We start from the raw sequence: 19,317 nt of genomic DNA, 5'->3' as shown, positions 1-19,317 counted from the left end.
TCTCTCTTTTTGTATAATTTTCATTGGAAGAAATTAGATAATCAACACGCGTGTTATTCCATCTTTTCTTATGTAGTTTACGCTCAACGGTATACGTAACAGCTGGCGTGCTTTGTTCTTCTGTCCGCTCAGAATCGTTAAAAGACAGATCGTCTTCAAATAAAGAGGTTTGTCCGTCTGTTGATACTTTGATTTTTCTGTTGTGGAACCGTATTAAGCTTTTCTCATAAAATCATGCTTAATTGTTTATTCAGCTCCTTCATGATCATTTGGATGATGCGCTCATCTACGCCATTGAAAAAAGAGATTTCAGCACTGTTGTTTAATGATGCAGCTCGGCTTTGGAGAGTTTTGTGGTGAAGTTGTTAATGAAGAGTTGTCAGTGATAGGATTAGTGTCACAGGGACAATTGTTAGTTTGGTAGTTGACATAAAGAAGCCCCTCCTTTAATTGATATACTTATCGTACCAGAGGTGCCTGGTTATTTATTTGCGTTATTTGATTACGGGCTTATATTTCTTATGTTCCAGTTATTTAAATTAGTTGTAAGATACACTTACCTTAACAAGCAAAAAAGAACGAACTCCAACATTCGAATTCGTTCTTTTAATATTATTATAATAAGCGACAGCTTAACAATATGTTAAGTGTTGGTGGTGTAATATAAATTTCAAGATGTAGTAGATTCTCCCCAAAAAAACATCTGTTACTAAAATATAAAAGCTTCTTAATAAACTGTCGACTTAGTTTTGATATTGTTAACCGTAAGTATATATGAAATTAACCTATCTAAATTCTCTTTCAAATTTGTCAACATTGCATTATCCGGTTTCTCTATACCCTCGGGTTCTTCTTTAAAATGTAAGGAACTCAAATTTTTGAAAACATATCTTGCTAGATCATTTTTATGAATAATTGTCCCACTCGATTTGCTTACTCCATCAACGCCTCTACTTTCCAATATATTCCCGACTCCTTGATTTTGAGAATATACATTCCATTCGTTGCAACTTGATACTCCGGTTATCTTAGATGCAGACTTTGAAGATCTCTCCGTATAAAACTCTTTTAATAACTGAGGATGTACATAGTTTTCTAATTCTCTCCCCTCTAAAATCCATAAATTTAATACTTCTTTTACTGTATCGTTATTAACTTTTTCTAAACAATTTTGCCTAAATAACGGATTTAGTAAGTTAATCTTATTTAACTCTTCTGCTATTCTAATCATTCTATTATGCTTAGCAGAACCTATATTAGCATTATCAGAATCAATGACTACAAATGGATTCGGATTTACTTTCAATACTTTAAGTACTTCTTCTTCTTCCAAAAGATCAATTGGAATTTCTTTTTCTGCAAACCCATAATGTTCAATAGTACTTCCACCAGTCATTAGAATGGAAAAATGCAATCCTTCAATTAAGTTATTTTCAACTCTATTTTGTTCCTTATATATTGGGAAGTAAATTTTCAGCCATGCTCGTAGCCAAAACATTTCCGAAGGTCCTTCTACCCAAATTACTGTATTAGATAAAAGTGCATCCCCAGGAACAACACCCAATTCATTACAAACTTCTCTAAACTTACCTAGACCTTCATTATTTCTAAAGAAATTTTCAAAAAAACAATTACCTTCATTTTTATAAAATCGATACAATATATCATCTTTATCAGCACTTTCTAACACAGTTGAAGAATGTGTTGCTAAAACATATTGAGATCCTCCATGATCCCTAATAAGTTGAATTAATAATCTTACAAGTCCTGGTTGTAAATGACTTTCTATCTCATCAATTAATATAATTTCCTTTTTATTCCTCACTATCTCCATCAATAATATATATAACATGGTATAACCTGTTCCAATTTCCTCAGATGAGAATTCAATATCATTAAATGTGAATTGTAACTGTTTTTTCTCGGTATTTGCTACTACAGCATTTGGATCATCTAAATTAAAATCATTTTTCAGCCAATTTCTTACCTTTTTTTTACAAGAAACTATTTCTGCTTGAGATTTATTTTCATGCAACCACTTTAGAATTTCTGAACCATTTTTGTAGAAATCAGATTCTTCTCTATCAAAAGATCTAATTGCGTCAAAGACCATAACTCTATTGCGAATTTCATTGTATAAAACCCTACATAATAATTCTATTTCCGTTTTATTCATCCCCAATGAATTAGCCATAGAAGTTGGGTTATAAGTAAATATTTTCTTTCCTTCATCAAAATAATGAGAATATTGATCTTCGTCACCAACTTTAAGGCAACAAACAAAATTATTATCAACTTTTCTAATTTCAATACATAATGTAACAAATGGTATCTTTGACAATTTCACTAACTCTGGTTCTTGACTTCCACTAAATATTTCAGTGTTAATATTAAATTTAAAATTAATTGGCCTACCCACATTTAAATTATGAAAATCACTATCTTGAATATGATTTAATATAAATGTATTTGAAGCATGTCCTTTAATTTCATATCTTAATATAGAAAATGCTCTGGTAATTAAGGACTTCCCTGAATTATTAGGCCCTACGAGAAATGTTATATTTTTCATCTCTGCAAAATCAATAATACACTCATTTTCGAAACCCCTATAATTTTCAAAAGATATACTATTTATAAATTTATTCATTCTCTTTTACATCCCACCATCTATATATAGTATTAGTAATATCATATAACTCCAGAGGTTTAGACCATGCTTCAGTAAAAGAAATGTCATTAGAATTTGGTGCAGGACAAGGTCTCTCAATTATACCTTTTATAGGTAGTGGAACACACTCTCCTACTATTAAAGCCTCACCATTTTGAAAAAGAGGAATCATATTTGTTAATGCACTTAAATGATCTGGTAAAACATGTCTAATAAAAGATTGATCTTCGGGATTAGTTACCCTTAATACAAAAAAATTAGAACATTGAGATATAATTGTTGAAGATAAATCAGAAGGACGTTGACTAATTATCAGCTGAGTAATACCATATTTTCTTCCTTCTTTTGCTATTCTTTCAATATATTTTTTAGGTAACTTTGTATTTGGTGTAGATTCTTTTGGTATATAGTTATGTGCTTCTTCAAAAACTAGGTAAAATGGAAGAGTTTTAGAATCATCTTCCCACAATTTAAATTCAAAGCATATTCTGCTTAATACACCAATTATGATAGGAGTTACCTCAGACGGAATTTTTGATAAATCGAGAATAGTTAATTGATGTTGCTCTTCACTTGTAGGTATACTCAATAAATTTAATAGATAATCTTTTAAAAACAAAGAATTGGTAACTTTCCCCGTAAATAAAAATGTAAATCTCCTATCATTTCTTATACTTTGAATTTTTTCGATAACTTGATTTAATTTCCCATAATAACTAGGATCTTGAATAACTTGATCTTTATCTTTATCTGGTCTATCAATTTTTGTTGCCCCTGTCCCTGCTATGTAGTCTGTTCCATCTTCATTCCATGCTAATTCATTATCTGATTTCCAATATGTTCTCTTGTTTAATTTTACAAGCTCTATTAATAATTTATCTATATCAAAATATATAGGTGAGTTAATACTAATCTTTTCAATTAGCCCTACTTGTCCTCTTATACTTTCATGCTCATTTTCCTTTAGTTCTAAAATTTGTTCCTTCAATATTCTTATGCCATCACTATTTTTCGAATTATCTATGTCACCTAAGAAGATTGATTGAAATTCTTCAAAATTTAATAACCAATAAGGTAACTTAAAGCTAGATGCATTTATTTTATTAACTTTGTTCGAAAATTCCTCCGATTGAAATGCTGCCGAATATTCATCATGTAAATCAAAAAATAGTATATGACTATATTGATATTGTTTTAATATCTTTTGTAAGATACTTGCTACAGTGCTTGATTTTCCTGAACCAGTAGAACCTAATATAACTGAATGTTTTCCTAAAAACTTATCTATATGTATAGCTACTTCTTCACTTTGCAATCCTGCAACATTTCCAATTTTCAATCCTTGCCCCTCTGAAAGCGAAAATAATGATTTCTTTTCGTTTGAAGTTAGAAGGTAACATTTTGAATTAAATCTTGGATAATGTCCTATTCCCCTTTGAAACTTAAGAGAACTCTGAGAAGACTTATCTTGGTATCCAATTATTTTAGCAATAGCAACAGCCTTATTTTTATCATTATTGCTTGACTGTTCTTGCATTCCATTAATAGGATTTAATATTTCTTCAAACGTAGAAACCAACTTCACTTCTTCAAAAATACCATAATGAACATTATTAGATTCAAGGTCACCTATTAAAAAAATATCCCCCACTATACCAACAAACATTTTTAATATTTCTCCATTGTTCGTAAACTGTTGTTCTAAATTTCTTTGTAGAAGGTCTTTATTAAGTTCAATAATTAAGTTCATTCCCGAAACTGATATTACTTGGCCAAATGGGTTATCTTTAGAAGCTATCATTTAAATTACCTCCTTAACATTCGGTAGATTTTTACAAACTCCATAATTAGCAATTAATCTTATTTTTTAAAAAAAATGTATTTTATATTATTATATCTCTAATCAACTAGTAAAAACATACTGATTTTTTCGCAATTTAATTTTATGAATTATGCTTACATTTAAATAAAAAGACAAAAAAAGATTGGCTTCATATGGACTATTTATTTTCACAAAACTACTTTAATTTTGTGATTCAATATTCGATACATCACAATAATTACTCAATGCCTTTAAAAACTCTTCCTGTAAAGCCTCAATATCCAATAATGGGCTCATTAATACTGGATAGGCTTTATTCAGCTCAAAAATAACTCGTCGGCCGTAACGTTCATCTTTTCCTAAATCAGGTCGATCCGTTATTTTTCCTTTTAATAGTTCACTGATTTCTAAGTTATAGATTACCGTCAAATCTTTACTAAAAATTCTCCATTTCTAAAAATTGAATACTTAATAATGTAATTGTATATATCCAAGTTATCTACTATTAACTCGTAATATCGTTCTTTTGAAAATATAAGTTCTGTAGCACCCTCAATATATTCAACTGCTAAAATGCATTTATAAATATAGTTTTCCCTGTCAAAACCTTTGATAACGATATTACCAAACTCACGATAACTTTCTAATACTTGAGGATAATGCTCAACTATGATAGTAGGTAATGTTTCGTTATATTGAAATAACACTTATTAAATGAAGCCATTTCTATCATCCTTCACTAACGTTAAGTTTCAACCTTTGTAAACTCCATTCCCTTCACCTTCAACTGATTAAATAAATTCGCTAATGCCGTCTCGCCGACATTACGGTACTTGCCTAATAGTACTAGCTCTTTTGGGAAATCCTTAACATCTAAGAAACCTTGCTCTTGTAACGAGTTAAGCAAGCTTGTTTGGCCAGGAAAGTTGTCCTTCGTTAACGCAACATTTTCTAATGCTTCTGTTAAAATAACAAAATCTGATTTGTACAATAGCAAGACTTCCCCGCGATATTGCTCCATCAATATTTTACGTTTTTGTTCTTCTTCAACGAATAATCGTAATTCTTCAAAGAAGCATTCATCATTAGCTTCTTTAAATCGCTTTACATGCTGGTACATACCGTCTAATTGATATGGCAGTTCACTCATAATACGTGCTTGCTGTTCGCCATTCAAACGAATTAAAAATGTTGCAGATTTTGGGAAACGCTGTGGCAATAAAAATGCATCACGTAAAAAATCCGGTATCTCAACAAATTGATCTTTATAGTAAATTCTACGACTAACCTTTTGCTCGGTTTCAACATTTTCTGACATCGGCTGTTTTTGCACAAACGTCTGCATTAATGCTTCAATATGTTCGATTAAATATTCACTATCAGCCGTGCTTTTCTCTGGAACCGGCTCAATATACTCTGGCACCTCAATATCTGGTGATGCATATGTTTCGATAAACCATGTCAAAATCAAATGCTGATACTCCCAACAAGTTAATGCTTCTCGAATTAACATTTTGCGCGTACCATTATGACTTGCTATATTTCCTTGGCGACGAACGAATTGAATCGCATTATCCGTTGTTGGCGTAATGATTCCTTCATTTTTCAACTTCATTTGTAGTTCACCGAAATTTAACTCGCTATGCCCAAGCCCTTCCAATTGCGCAACTTGTCAAACTAATGTTTCCGCCATTGTTCGCGCTGTTTGCATTGCTGTTCTAGGTGAAACAAAAAGGAGCTTTTCTATTTCTTGCGTTAACTCAGCTAAATTTGGATTAATTCCAAATAAAATTTCTTGTAACTTTTACGACACTATTTCACACCTACCGACTTAATTTTTTCAATTAAATATGGAATTTTTTCTTTATACTTATCTTTGTTTGCTAAGCGTAAAGAGTACTCTAGCTTTTTCAAGTGATACATTGCTTCCATTAGAAGGACGAAAGAGTTTCTTTGTTGTAAGATGCGCATTTAACTCTTTTTCACTTACTTGTTCATGTTTCTATTGCGTTACGCTTGTTTACTACATCCGATGTTGAACCTAATGGAACTAATTTCCTTGTTAATAAAACTGCATTGGCCTAATGTTTTTACCGAGCATTTCATCTTCCTTACATGGGCCAAATTACAAAATCTCTCACTTTAGGTATCCTATCTATTATTATAGCATCTTATAATTTCGCTTAGGAATTATTTACCACACATACGATTTAATTAATAAACTAACCAAAAATCTTAATTCGAATTATTAGGGTTTGTAGCATATCAACATCGTGTAAGGAGAAATTTTGAATTTAAATGGAAAGACATTGATTTCGAAACGTTTGATATCAAAATCACAAAATATGTAAAACACAGGAGGAGGACTTTATCTAGAGTCAATTAAATTAGTTGGAGAAACGATTGAAATTTTAAAACTATGGCACAAAGAGCAAATTTATGCCCAAAAAGGTATTAATACTAAAACAACAACTATTTTTACAGATAATTATAATATTCTACATGGTCCGAATAAAACAGTACAGTGGTAAACTTTATTAAAAACACTACGGACTACGACATACACATTGCTCGTTGTTGCTTAAGCAGGAGCTTCGATTAAAGAAGTACAGTATCATCTTGGTCACAACGATGTGAAGACTATCCTTGCCGTAGTTAAGCCCCTGTAAATTACTACTTGCAAAGAAACTTAAATATAAAAATATGCGCACCTTTCCGGACCGCACTACGAATGTCCATCTATCTGAAAATTTTTTTCTAATAGATGGCTATTTTGCACATGTGGATTGGATATTTTTCGACCAAGGCATGTATTTATTTAAAATTTGGGATTGCTGATGGATCGGTAAATTCGGCAGCTCCATCATTAGTTTAACTAAATATTGATAGAAATCGATACCATTCGCTTTTGCTGTTTCAGCCAGACTCAAGCAGATTTCATTCGCTTTAGCACCAGCTTCACTCACAGAAAAACGCCAGTTCTTTCAGCCAATCACATTAGGACGAATCGGATTTTCAGCTGGATTATTATCAATTCCAATCCGACCATCGAACAGAGAAACTTTTAACCCATGTACACGATTTAATGTGTTTTTGGAAACTTTATCTAATATTTTTTCCGAAGAAAGGCGATTTATCTACTCATTCCTGAAACTTTTCGACAATCGGTTTTGATTGCTTTTGCTGTGCTTTACGACCCTTTCCTGGTGAGAGATGCTTATATTGCCGTTCTAGGCGATACAGTTGATCACAGTAATCCACGCCGATTTTCCCATTTTTGCTATCGGCTTTCAGCCAATAACGTCGTATATGCACCCAACAATTAGCAAATGAAATATTAGATAGCTTACCGTATGCTTATAAAATGCTATTTTTCATCGCAATTATTGTCGAAATAATGTCGAAGATTGCAAAAAAATAAATACAGTATTATAAATGTCACTACTCATGATGATCTTATCTGTGTATAGTTACATAAGTTATAAAATGAATAATATTCTACATAGATGAAGGGGATTACTTTTAAATGGGAATGAAAATTGCATGGGTTACAGATACAGCAGCATTGTTAGATGAAAAGTTCATACAGGACAATCAAATTCACGTATTACCACTTAATATAGTGTTCGAAGAAGAGGCTTTACGCGAAACTGTTGATATGACACATGATCAGTTTTACGAAAAACTACGAAATGCTAAAAAAAATCCAAAGACATCACAACCTGCTATTGGTGAAGTTGTAGACTTATATAAATCATTAAAAGAACAAGGGTATACATGTGCAATTGCAATTCATACCTCTCAACATCTTTCGGGCACTTATCAAAGCGCTTTCACAGCAGCTGATCAAGCTGAATTTGAAGTATATCCAGTGGATTCAAAAATCGGGTCATTTCCCATGATGAAAATGATTGAAATCGGTCAGCAGTTAGAGCGTGAAGGTTTTGAACCTGGCTATATTGTTGAAAGAATCAATGAGATGACAGATAACAGTGAGCTTTCATTTATTCCGGCTAGCTTATCACAATTACATAAAAGTGGTCGAGTTTCAGGGACTCAAGCATTTTTAAGTAACTTGTTGAATATTAAAGTTGTCATATCATTTGAAGATGGGAAGCCCGTTATGAAAGAAAAAGTACGCGCTACGACTAGAGCTAAAACATATGTACAAAATGTTTTAAATACAGATCTAGAAAAAAGTATTATCCCTGAAGTTGCAATTATTCACTGTAATGATGAAGAAGGCGCAACCGCTTGGAAAAAAGCTTTAGAGAACGAATATCCGCACATAAACTTCTCCGTATTACCACTAAGTGCTTGTGTAGCGGTTCATGCAGGTGAAGGAACGCTTGGTTTAAGTTGGGTACGTCTACCAGAGCTTGCACCACTTAAGCAAAAGATAGCTGATTTAGTTACTATATAAACATAATTGTAATCTAAATTATTGTAGGTACATGAAGTTGCGAAATTCCTATAAACTAACTATTATACAGTCAGAGAGCATTTTAGCTTAAGTAAACTGGCGGATGTAACGTTATTTTTTGAATGATAGCAGTATTTTCATTCAGGTATGGGGACTGGCTGTTTAATTTTGTTTGAATACGGATATTGTTATTATAGGTAATGTAGTCTTCGACGATTTGAATCATATTCGCATTTGTCGTGCGGTAGATTCCGTCGAGATAGAACGTTCAGTTGCCGTTCAATATTTTAGTCCATCTCCGAAACGCACACGTAACCAAAAATGCTTTTGTTCCCATACACACTTGCTATCATCCTGTTCAGGCCCAGGAAGGTTTCAGAAAGTGATGGAAACACGGAAATTTTTCTATTTTTCTACTGTATTCTCTAACTTATATAGACAGCAATAAATATTTAGAATTCAAAGAGGAGACAAATATTGTAGAAAAAAGGTATTACAGGCACCTTCTATTGTTCTAAAATTATTCGCCTACTATATATAAATGACAGGAGGAAAGTATAATGAACAAACTATCATTAACCCAACAGAAAGAATTTCTTATTTTAAAGGTAATTATTGAAAACGCTTATAATGAGCGTCGTATTGTTTCAAATCATCACATCATTGATAAAATCGCTAAAAACAAATTAGCTTGTGTCGATGGCTAGTTATCTAGCTTATACTTCAATGGCTACATTTAGCAGGAAAGGTATTATTAACAGATATCACTTATTTAATGAACGGGAACAGCAAACGTGCTTACTTATCAACGATTAAGGACGCTGAGACAAACGAAATTTTAGCGTATGTAGTATCTGCTTCATTAAGTATGGATATCGCGCTCAATACACTTCGTAAATTAAAGCAAAATCACCACCATTTAACAGAAGATGCATTTATTCATTCAGACCAAGGATTCCATTATACGAATCCACAATTCCAGAAACTTGTGAAGAAAATGGGACTAGGGCAATCGATGTCACGCCGAGGAAACTGTTGGGATAACGCCCCCAAGAATCCTTCTCCGGTCATTTTATAGATGAAACCAATATGAATTCCATCACCCCAATCTTGGAGAGCTCAAGCCTATAAAAAACCCGCAGTATCCATTTATAGATACTATGTGCTTTCAATAACCTTATTTAGCTTTTCTCCTTTATAGCTATAAACTTCCGCTCCGCTTCTTCATAAACCTCCCTCATCTTTCTTCTTTCCTCAATAATCCGTTCACGTTCAACTAACAATTCATTGCGCTGCTCCTTGAAATAAATATCTGCACATTCTTTTGAACAAAAGCGACGACCAATAGCGTTTGGATCTTTCCGTGTAATTAATGCAATAAAGTATTCATCTGCTACATTACTTACTACTTTTTCGCCGCAATGACATTTAAAGCTCCATGCTCTTTTCGTATCTTTACGGAAATACTTTTTCTTATATCTTGCTTCCAACTCTTCTAGCTTCAACTCTATATCTGTTAAATCCGTCATTAAACTATAATCTAAACCCATCATTAAACTATAATTTAAATCCATTTCAACACACTCCTTTTAAATTAATTAATATCATTTTAATACCGAAAGATAATATAAATCAATAAAAAATAACTTATAAGTTATTTTTATTACACTTTAATAGTATGTAATGTTTGTTTTACCTCACATAGGATTAAAGTGGGGGGATATAAATGGATTTAACAAAACGCGTAGGAATGAACATCAGAGCAATTAGGAAGGCTCAAAAATTAACAATCGACGAACTAGCAGAGAAGTGTGATTTTCAAGCCCCGTATTTATCAGATGTTGAACGTGGAGAGAGAAATATTACGTTACAAACTTTAACTAAAATATTAGATGCCCTAAAGGTCGGTCCAGGTAGCGTACTTATACCTGAAATTAGCGGAAATGAAGACCCAGAAAATAATAAAGATGAGCTTTTAAAACTCTTTATGAACACGCTTGAAGATAAAAATGAAGACGATATTCAAATGCTACTGAATATATCAATTGAAATCTTCGCACGCTTACAAAAAAATTAAAAAGGAAGCTTGTGTATTTTTTTCACAAGCTTCCTTTTTAACTAATAATCCCTTCTTCATAATTCATTTTTTTATCTTACTTCTAACATACAAAACTATATCTGGCTTTTTAAAAAAATAATTGAATCCAGTTTATTTCCACAATATATTATAAAACTATTAAAATCCTAGGGGGGAATTGCTATGAAAAAATTTCGTACGTATAATCAAGCAAAAAATGATTTAAAAGTTTTTCAAGACTACATCAGTTTAATCGAAAATTATCAACCCAAAAATTTTACTCAACGTGTCATACAAGAATATGCTTATCAGGGAAACATTAATCGTACTGCTGAAACTCTTAACCGTCGTGGCTATAAAATAGATGATCGTAGTATTGAACCGCAGGATATTTCAACGATAATTAAAAGTAAACCTGCTCCAGAAGACTTACTTCATAAAGAAATACGCAAATTGTACCTCAAAAAAACTAAAAGCAATCAAGGTTCTTTTTCTAAAATATACCGATAATTCTTCTACTGTCTTTACCTAAATGTAACTTTTCCTATTATGTTATAACACTTTTGAAACAAAGGTTAAGCCTTAACCTTTTAGGTTACCTCCGCTTTTATTAACACTATAATTCATCAAAAAATTGAACCTACAGCACACTTATTATTGTTAGTTTTATTTTCAGAATATATGTATATTTACGGATTCTTGATCACTATTCAATACAACGCCTTTGGTAAATTGCCACGCTACTTGAACAGGGTCAATCGAACAGGCTACTATACCCCCATTAAACAAATCCATAATGCTCGAAAGATACATCATCGATTGACCAAAAGGCAAGTATGTAATATCTGGGACAATTTTTTGTAAGGGGCAATCTTCCTGAAAATCACGCACCAGGATATTCTCAGAAACTTGTGTAGGCTGTCCTGTGCTCTTTTTCACTTTGACCCGAAAGACAAACCGGATTTTTGCATCACACGTTGATCGCTAATGCCAGGAAAAACGTGGCTATTTTATAAATCTAAAAGTTTTTTCAGATAAACGGCTATTCGTAGTATATACCGAAAAGGTGCGCTTTTTTATATTTCGTGCTTATGTTCGACCCAGAAAATGACCCAAAACCGGTTGAAATCAGGTGAAATTTTTTGAAATAAAAAAAAGCGCCAATCCCTTGTTATATCAAGGAATTTGACACTTTTTGAAACTATTTTGTTTCCAATGTATGGAGACGGCGGGAGTCGAACCCACTTCTACTAGATACGTTGTTATATCAACATTCATTAGCATTTTTAAGTAATCTTACGAATTGGTGACTACGTATTTGACTACGTTGAGTAAAAAATAATGCTTGTGGGGCAATTTTTTATATAACATTATTATTCATTCTAGAACTGCTGTTTAACATATTTATAGTAATTGGATAAAATCTCCCTATTTCTTTTTTCAATATCTTTGTCCGTTTGAAAATCCTTCAATCTATCGCTAAAAGATTTAGTCATTATAATTTCTGAAGTGGAATACATATCTTTTTTATCAACATTATTTTTATGCTTGCTTTTTTCTAACAATATTAAATTCCCTAAAGAAAATCTATTATCTAAAGTAGTAGACTGGTCAATAATATGTTCTAAGCTGGCTTCAGAAATAAATTTAAAAGAATCGTTGTTATTATTTTGCCCACTTGCTTTTTGTTTTTCCTCTGATAAAACTGTCAATATAAGTTTTATCAAGGTTTTATGTTTTTTCTGTATTTTAGTCATATCATCATAATTATCTCTATGATCGTAAGTTAACTTACTTTTACTTAATATAGTTTGTTCAGAAGGTATCTTATCTGATAATCCCTTAAATAACTTAGTAATCACTTCTGCCATTTCACTTTTATCTTTACTTCTAAATTCCCGACCATACTTAGAATAGATACCCCTAATTTGATTGCTAGGCGACGAAGTCATTACAAATAATGATTGGAATAATAGTACATTATTTAGCACTTTTTTAAATTGTTTAGATGTAATAAGATTGTTGTCTTTTGCAAAAAATAAGCCTAACAATAACGTTCTAACTTGTGTCACATCTAATTCATTTAATCTTTGTAGTTGTCTTTTAATAATAGGGTGATCGTTATATAAGAAATATTTTTCTTCCCCAAATAATTCATCACTATCTTGCGGGCTAATTATTATTCTATAATGTGCTGACTCTTTAACTATCTCATTTAAAAACGATTGATAGCTTGAGATTTCAGCATCATATTTTTTAAGGAATATAGGGAATAAATCCTTTTTTGCAGCCTGTTTATATTTAGAAGAAAAATAATGTATAAAGAACGTTGACATGCTATCCGATTCGTTAATTGAAACATTATCCTCAATTGTTAACCAGTGTTTATTTGCTGAACCTGTACTATCATCTAAAAGTTCGAAAATTTCATTTTTTATTAAATCCGTTCCACTTAATGGAATTCCTCGGAAGTTAAAATTACGATACATGATATTGGCAGATTGTTCATCCTCAGAATAAATAATAATTACAGTCGAAATCAATAATTGGGTTCCTAAAGTATCAAGAAAGTTTAAATATTCATCAGCAGGAATACCATTAATTTTTTCAATATCAGTTTGTTTTAATTTAGAATCACTTAATCTCTTTGCCAATTCAATAAGCGAAAGTTGTCTTTTAAACCATTCATAAGTATCTAAAAGTAATTGTTGCCCTTCATTTTCTGGATTATGTACCGCACCATTTTTTTTATGCCCATTAATATCTAAAATATTCACAGGTAGAATAGGTGTTAATTTTTCATTAATAACACGAGCTTGTTTGGTTGACTTACCTTTTTGTGTTTTATTAACAATAAGTGCATCATCAAATTCATGATCATATTCTAATTTTTTTTCTTTTTTTATTTCTTCAATAATATCCCTTATAGCAGCTAAAAATAATGTCATGGTTGTCAAACGTTGCTGTCCATCTACTACAATTCGTTTCTCTTCAGTACTAGAATAATCACCAACTACTAAAAAAGTTCCAAAAAAGTAATCTTCTAATTTCTCAACACTCTTAATATTTAACTTATGATTATTATTATCATATGTTGCATTACTAGCTGCTAATAAATCATTCAAAAAATCCTCGAAATTATCTGTTTCCCAAGAGTAATCTCTTTGAAAATTAGGAATTTGATAAACATTACCAGATCCAAAAATATCTTTTATTTTTTTATCTTCTGGATGGAATTTCATAAAACTTTATCCTCCTTACTATTTCTTCTAGTAAAAATACTTGTTCATACATATATTTCATTCAAATTCGTACAAATATGCAAGAAATCCAAATTATTCATATATATTAATATTACTATATAAAATATATAGTTCAATATAATAAGTTATTAAACCCTTGCCGAATATTGAGTTGGTTTCAAATTCAATTTCGCATTCAAATTTCCTTTTATTCTGTAAAACTTACCGCTATTAAATTTACTATTGTATTCATAGACTCGAATCAATTGAAAGTTATCTGCATGTTCTTCCGAAAAAGCCAATTCATTTGGTGAAATAAAAAACTCAGAATTAATGCCTCCTTTTGTCGTTTTAACTTCAAGGTAAAGTGGTGAGCCATCTTCTTCAAATGATTCAATATCATATCCTGCGCCATCACCTTCTACAACAGATTTATGTATTACTTTATTTGCTAAATCTTGGCGACCAGCTTGAATTAATTGTGAACGGGTATATTCTAAAACAAGTAGTTCTCCAGACAACCCTAAATTTGTATTTTTCTTATGCTTTTCTGCAAAATCTACGTGTTTAGAATTGAAACTACTCACACGTTCTTTACGTTCTTTTCGCTCTGGTAAAGATGTTTCAATCAAATGATTTCCAACTATTTCTGCGTCAGCTACAAATTCTTCAGTATGATCTAACTTTAAACTTTCTACAGTCTTTTCATCTTCCCAATCTAGTAATTGCCACTTAAAATGAACAGGCTGTTCCACATCTGGATTATGCGCAATGTAAGCTAGCCTCCCCATATAAGTAAATGGCTCTGATTTCTTACTAGTACGTAAAAATAAATAAATATTGTGTTTCGTATGATCATGATGAATAAATTCTAAAATTCGTGGATGATTTAAAGTATGTCTTTTTTGAGATTGCCAAGTCAAAATACCATCTTCAGTGATACTTTCTTTAAATTCCACCCCCAATTTGTCTTGACCAAATGTTACAAAGAAAACATAATCATGTTCTCGATTTGGAATTTTAATAATGCCATGAAGCCCCCAAACACCAGCACCACGTGTGAATTTTGTTTTACCACCATCAAAAATTTCATATACATCTTCACGAGTGTACTCGTTATATAATTCTAATTTTTTCAAGTTCATCTCACCTGTCTATATTTAGATTTTGGAATAATCCACATGATTCTGCTACTTCTTCTTAAATAGCCTTTGAAACTACTCATTTATCTGGTGCTTCTACTTTCTTTAAGGACATATATAATTTTAATCCTTTATTAAATATTTTTTCACCTCTGCTCGCTGTTTTCCTTACCACTACAAGGTGATAATAAGTTTCTTCAGTTACAAATTCTATTTGTTTGCTTAATACTGAGCTACTGTATGCTCAATTTGATGTAAGAGATTATTTTCTCGCTTTTGTTTAGCTATCATTTGTAAATACCCAGCCCACCTTATAACCATACCTTAGCGCCCTATAAATACATAATAATACCAGAAAATTGACTCTATATAGTCATAAATGCCGTTAATATTTTCTTATTATTTAATGAATAAAAAAAATAAATGCTTTATCATAGATATAACACATATAAAAGGAGTCCTCTTTCATGGCCTTACATAAATTCACACGAAAAGAATTAGATACAATTTTAAGCAATGCTGTTGGCAAAACGCTTGGAGAATCAGATGTTAACAATGTCTTTGCAAAGACTATAAATTCACCTAAAATCACTGGCATAGCTGGAAACGTTGTAGAGCAATCTATTTTAGGTTATCCACCTGATTCAGATAAAAAACCTGATTTACTTGTAGATGGCATTGAGACAGAATTAAAAACAACAGGTATTCGTAGACCTAAGAAGAATAATAGAACTAAAAAAACAGCAAATATTATTTATGAAGCAAAAGAGCCTATGTCAATTACAGCTGTTACACCTGAAGAAATCACAGATGAAGAATTCGAAACCTCTAGCTTCTGGCATAAATTAGAGCATCTATTATTGGTGTATTACCACTACGACTCTCCAGAGATTGTACCAGCTGCTGAATATGCTAAATTCTTCATCGAAGGCTACCATTTCCACGAGTTTTCAGATGAAGATAAAGAAATTCTAAAAAATGATTGGCTCATTGTACGTGATTTTATTCAGCATTTAAAAGATACATACGAGGATCCTACAGCAGAATATCATCGAATTTCTTCCGAACTACGGAAAAGTTTGATGTTCATCGATACAGCACCTAAATGGCCTAACCGACCTCGTTTCCGTTTAAAACGTGCGACCGTATCAACTCTAGTGCAGAAACATTTTGGAGTAAAACTTGAAAAGCTAGATGATATATACTCAACCTTTAAAGAACTCGATGATGAATTACATAACCTAACCCAAAAATATAAAAATAAAACAGTTGGTGAGCTCATGAAAGAATTCGATATTCTACCAACTAAAAGCGGATCTGCACCAAAATCTATCGCTGAACAAATTATTGTAAAAATGTTCGGTGGTACAGTGAAAAAACTAAGTAAAATTGAGTTGTTTAGTAAGATTGGGATTGTTCCAAAATCCATTGTACAAACAACTGAAGGTCTCCGCACAGAGGATGTTAAATTTTGTCAAATTGATTTCGAAGAATGGACTGATAAAAATATCCAATTTGATAAATCATTTGTCTATAACTACTTCCATGAAAAACAATTTTTATTTATTGTCTTTGAAGAGCCTTCATTGAAAGCTCCATTATTAGATAATAAATTTCTTGGATTTAAGCGTCTTTCTATAGATGATGCAATTATCGAAAAAGAAATCAAACCTGTCTGGGAACAAGTTCGATATTTAATTAATAATAATGAGTTGAAAGAAACAATTGATTTAGATAAAAACAATAAACCTATTATCAATAAACGTTCGAATACTGTTAAAAAAACAACTAATTTCCCTAAATCAACAGATAATAAATTTTTTATTCGAGGAACAGGCGGTGATGCATCAAGAAAACCACTTGTAATTAATGGTATCAGCATGTATTATCAACAACTATGGCTTCGCGGAGATGAGGTTGTTTCTATGCTAAAAAATATCGATTTTATCTAAGTAACTTTTGAAGCTTATCAATGCACAATATGATAAAATTAGTAATAATTTGAGAAGTTAATCATTACTTAATAAAATAAAATTGTTGATCTTTTTATCCCAATTTTATATAATGAAGTCAACGAGAGAGGGATAATAATATATGAATAAAAACTTAAACGTAGTCGAACTATTCGCTGGCGTTGGTGGGTTTCGTGTAGGTCTTGAAAAAGCCGATAACAATCTTTTTAATACTGTATGGGCCAATCAATGGGAGCCATCAAAAAAAGCACAAGATGCTTTTGACTGCTATAATTCACACTTTCCATCGAGCGAAAATTGTAATGATGATATTGGGAAAGTATCGAATAAAATATTTGAAGATATGAATATTGATTTGCTTGTTGGTGGTTTTCCTTGCCAAGATTATTCGGTGGCACGTTCTTTATCAAAAGAACAAGGGATTGAAGGCAAAAAAGGAGTTCTTTTCTGGGAAATTAAACGTATTGTAGAAGTGTCACATCCAAAATATATCTTACTTGAAAATGTAGATCGTCTTTTAAAATCACCATCTAAACAACGTGGTCGTGACTTCTCAATAATGCTTGCTACTTTTCGTGATCTAGGCTATATCGTTGAATGGCGGGTAGTCAATGCAGCGGAATACGGCACAGCGCAGCGTCGTCGTCGTATTTTCATTTTTGCTTATGATAAATCACTGGCTTTTGCGGAACGCCAATTAGAGAAAACAACTTCTGAAATTTTATTAAAAGATGGCTTTTTCGCCTCCACTTTCCCTGTGAAAGAAGAAATATACAAGAATCGTGATGAAAAATTCGAATTACCAAAAGATATTATCGAAATTTCCGATAAATTTTCATTTGACTATCATCCAGCTGGCATCATGATTGAGGGAAAAATCCACACAATTCATACAGAGGCATTGAATCCACAGGCAATCCCCTTAAAAGCTATTTTGCAGGATGAATCTGAGGTTGATGAGAAATTCTATTTATCTGATGCAGCCATTGAAAAATTTGCTTATTTACGCGGTCCTAAAAAAATTGAACGTACTTCCAAAGACGGTCATAAGTACACTTTTTCTGAAGGTGGTATGTCTCCCGTTGATTCACTTGACCTGCCTGGACGAACGATGCTGACAAGTGAAGGAACAACAAACCGTAGCTCACATATCGTTGAAGTCAACGGGCGCAAGCGTTTCCTAACTCCAATAGAATGCGAACGATTAAATGGCTTTCCAGACAATTGGACAGCAACAATGGGTGACCGCATGCGCTACTTCTGCATGGGGAATGCACTTGTAACACATCTAATCGAAAAAATGGGTAAAACAATTAAAGAAATAGATGCTCAAGAAACACACGATATTGCACAAATTTCATTGAATATATAAAAAAACGACTTGGAATAATCCAAGTCGTTTTTCTATTTTCGAAGCCCCTTCAATTCAATCTCCAGCCCAATTCGGAAATTAAAAATATCTTCAGCTGTAATGCTAGCAAAATCAATGCTGTACTCTGTTTCAACATTACGCACAAATAGCAGCTTGCCGACCAGATCCAACGTGATGCCATCAGGCGTTTTCACAGTCCATACAGGCAGACCACTCTTATAAAAGCCAGTGTCATCAACTAAAATCGAAATATCGTCGCTGTAATCAGCAATATCATACGACTGCGCATTTAATAAGCGACAAATTTCGTCGTGCTGCACTTGGGTATTTTCATTATTGATGAGCACCGTGCCTACGTCGTACTGCATCGTCTGCTCAGGAAAGTCTATGTAATATAATTTAATTTTATCCACTTTTTCACCTCCGTAGTACTGCTTTTTATAATAGCACACTATGAATAATACTCTGTATCCTCGTATTCTCTCTGTTTTCAAATATATATTATTAATCTGAATAAAATAATAATTTAAGGAGTTGTATAACGTAAGCCCGTAATCAAATAACGCATATAAATAACCAGGCACCTCCGGTACGA

At 32.1% G+C, this 19,317-nt stretch carries 16 protein-coding genes and 3 pseudogenes; 7 read left to right on the top strand and 12 right to left on the bottom strand.

Annotation, left to right across the window (positions count from 1 at the left end; all coding sequences use genetic code 11):
- Window positions 1–727: 727 nt before the first annotated feature.
- From QRN68_RS18980 to QRN68_RS27135, 6 genes and pseudogenes are all read right to left on the bottom strand, one after another.
- Window positions 728–2,650: an ATP-dependent nuclease gene (locus QRN68_RS18980; RefSeq protein WP_285398460.1), complete on the bottom strand. Its 1,923-nt coding sequence runs from the start codon at window positions 2,648–2,650 to the stop codon at window positions 728–730.
- A complete protein-coding gene (locus QRN68_RS18975) occupies window positions 2,643–4,472 on the bottom strand; it encodes an ATP-binding protein (RefSeq protein ID WP_285398459.1) in 1,830 nt (609 codons plus the stop codon). Before QRN68_RS18975 ends, QRN68_RS18980 begins: the two co-directional genes overlap by 8 nt.
- 222 nt (window positions 4,473–4,694) lie before the next feature.
- A complete protein-coding gene (locus QRN68_RS18970) occupies window positions 4,695–4,922 on the bottom strand; it encodes a hypothetical protein (RefSeq protein ID WP_285398458.1) in 228 nt (75 codons plus the stop codon).
- A complete protein-coding gene (locus tag QRN68_RS18965; RefSeq protein WP_285398457.1) occupies window positions 4,919–5,200 on the bottom strand; it encodes a hypothetical protein in 282 nt (93 codons plus the stop codon). The genes QRN68_RS18970 and QRN68_RS18965 overlap by 4 nt, the downstream gene beginning before the upstream one ends.
- A gap of 38 nt (window positions 5,201–5,238) precedes the next feature.
- The gene (locus QRN68_RS18960) at window positions 5,239–6,108 is read right to left on the bottom strand and encodes a transposase (protein WP_285398456.1); all 870 of its coding nucleotides are present in this window, start codon (window positions 6,106–6,108) and stop codon (window positions 5,239–5,241) included.
- Between the two features lie 1,153 nt (window positions 6,109–7,261).
- Window positions 7,262–7,850: pseudogene (locus QRN68_RS27135) on the bottom strand (IS66 family transposase); the annotation flags it as partial.
- Window positions 7,851–8,019: 169 nt separating this feature from the next.
- On the opposite strand from QRN68_RS27135, the gene QRN68_RS18940 reads away from it, so the two are divergent.
- Window positions 8,020–8,916: a DegV family protein gene (locus tag QRN68_RS18940; RefSeq protein ID WP_285398453.1), complete on the top strand. Its 897-nt coding sequence runs from the start codon at window positions 8,020–8,022 to the stop codon at window positions 8,914–8,916.
- Between the two features lie 82 nt (window positions 8,917–8,998).
- On the opposite strand, the pseudogene QRN68_RS18935 reads toward QRN68_RS18940, so the two are convergent.
- Window positions 8,999–9,184, bottom strand: a pseudogene (locus QRN68_RS18935) (hypothetical protein); the annotation flags it as partial.
- A gap of 292 nt (window positions 9,185–9,476) precedes the next feature.
- On the opposite strand from QRN68_RS18935, the gene QRN68_RS18930 reads away from it, so the two are divergent.
- The gene (locus QRN68_RS18930) at window positions 9,477–9,623 is read left to right on the top strand and encodes a hypothetical protein (RefSeq protein ID WP_285398452.1); all 147 of its coding nucleotides are present in this window, start codon (window positions 9,477–9,479) and stop codon (window positions 9,621–9,623) included.
- A gap of 35 nt (window positions 9,624–9,658) precedes the next feature.
- A pseudogene (locus QRN68_RS18925) lies at window positions 9,659–10,008 on the top strand (DDE-type integrase/transposase/recombinase); the annotation flags it as partial.
- Window positions 10,009–10,097: 89 nt separating this feature from the next.
- Here QRN68_RS18925 and QRN68_RS18920 read toward each other — a convergent pair.
- On the bottom strand, window positions 10,098–10,490 hold the full coding sequence (locus QRN68_RS18920) for a hypothetical protein (protein ID WP_285398451.1): 393 nt from the start codon (window positions 10,488–10,490) through the stop codon (window positions 10,098–10,100).
- 152 nt (window positions 10,491–10,642) lie between these two features.
- Between QRN68_RS18920 and QRN68_RS18915 the strand changes: the two genes are divergently transcribed.
- On the top strand, window positions 10,643–10,993 hold the full coding sequence (locus QRN68_RS18915; RefSeq protein WP_285398450.1) for a helix-turn-helix domain-containing protein: 351 nt from the start codon (window positions 10,643–10,645) through the stop codon (window positions 10,991–10,993).
- 183 nt (window positions 10,994–11,176) lie between these two features.
- Window positions 11,177–11,503: a hypothetical protein gene (locus tag QRN68_RS18910; protein ID WP_285398449.1), complete on the top strand. Its 327-nt coding sequence runs from the start codon at window positions 11,177–11,179 to the stop codon at window positions 11,501–11,503.
- Between the two features lie 162 nt (window positions 11,504–11,665).
- Here QRN68_RS18910 and QRN68_RS27130 read toward each other — a convergent pair whose 3' ends face one another.
- The 3 genes from QRN68_RS27130 to QRN68_RS18895 all read right to left on the bottom strand — a co-directional run bounded on the left by QRN68_RS27130 (window position 11,666) and on the right by QRN68_RS18895 (window position 15,380).
- Window positions 11,666–11,932: a hypothetical protein gene (locus tag QRN68_RS27130; RefSeq protein WP_481817470.1), complete on the bottom strand. Its 267-nt coding sequence runs from the start codon at window positions 11,930–11,932 to the stop codon at window positions 11,666–11,668.
- A gap of 443 nt (window positions 11,933–12,375) precedes the next feature.
- Window positions 12,376–14,235: a DUF262 domain-containing protein gene (locus QRN68_RS18900; protein ID WP_285398448.1), complete on the bottom strand. Its 1,860-nt coding sequence runs from the start codon at window positions 14,233–14,235 to the stop codon at window positions 12,376–12,378.
- Between the two features lie 149 nt (window positions 14,236–14,384).
- Window positions 14,385–15,380 carry a DUF3427 domain-containing protein gene (locus tag QRN68_RS18895; RefSeq protein WP_285398447.1) on the bottom strand — a complete coding sequence of 332 codons (996 nt, stop codon included), beginning with the start codon at window positions 15,378–15,380 and terminating at the stop codon, window positions 14,385–14,387.
- 464 nt (window positions 15,381–15,844) lie between these two features.
- Between QRN68_RS18895 and QRN68_RS18890 the strand changes: the two genes are divergently transcribed.
- Window positions 15,845–17,329: a MutH/Sau3AI family endonuclease gene (locus QRN68_RS18890; protein WP_285398446.1), complete on the top strand. Its 1,485-nt coding sequence runs from the start codon at window positions 15,845–15,847 to the stop codon at window positions 17,327–17,329.
- Between the two features lie 142 nt (window positions 17,330–17,471).
- The gene (gene dcm / locus QRN68_RS18885; protein WP_285398445.1) at window positions 17,472–18,722 is read left to right on the top strand and encodes a DNA (cytosine-5-)-methyltransferase; all 1,251 of its coding nucleotides are present in this window, start codon (window positions 17,472–17,474) and stop codon (window positions 18,720–18,722) included.
- 32 nt (window positions 18,723–18,754) lie between these two features.
- Here dcm and QRN68_RS18880 read toward each other — a convergent pair.
- A partial coding sequence (locus tag QRN68_RS18880) for a hypothetical protein (protein ID WP_285398444.1) occupies window positions 18,755–19,317 on the bottom strand: 563 nt, incomplete at its 5' end.

The sequence above is a fragment of the Lysinibacillus sp. fls2-241-R2A-57 genome, assembly GCF_030209535.1.
GTDB lineage: Bacteria > Bacillota > Bacilli > Bacillales_A > Planococcaceae > Lysinibacillus.
Note: the sequence above shows the minus strand (reverse complement) of the source record. Positions and strands in the feature narration are given on the sequence as shown.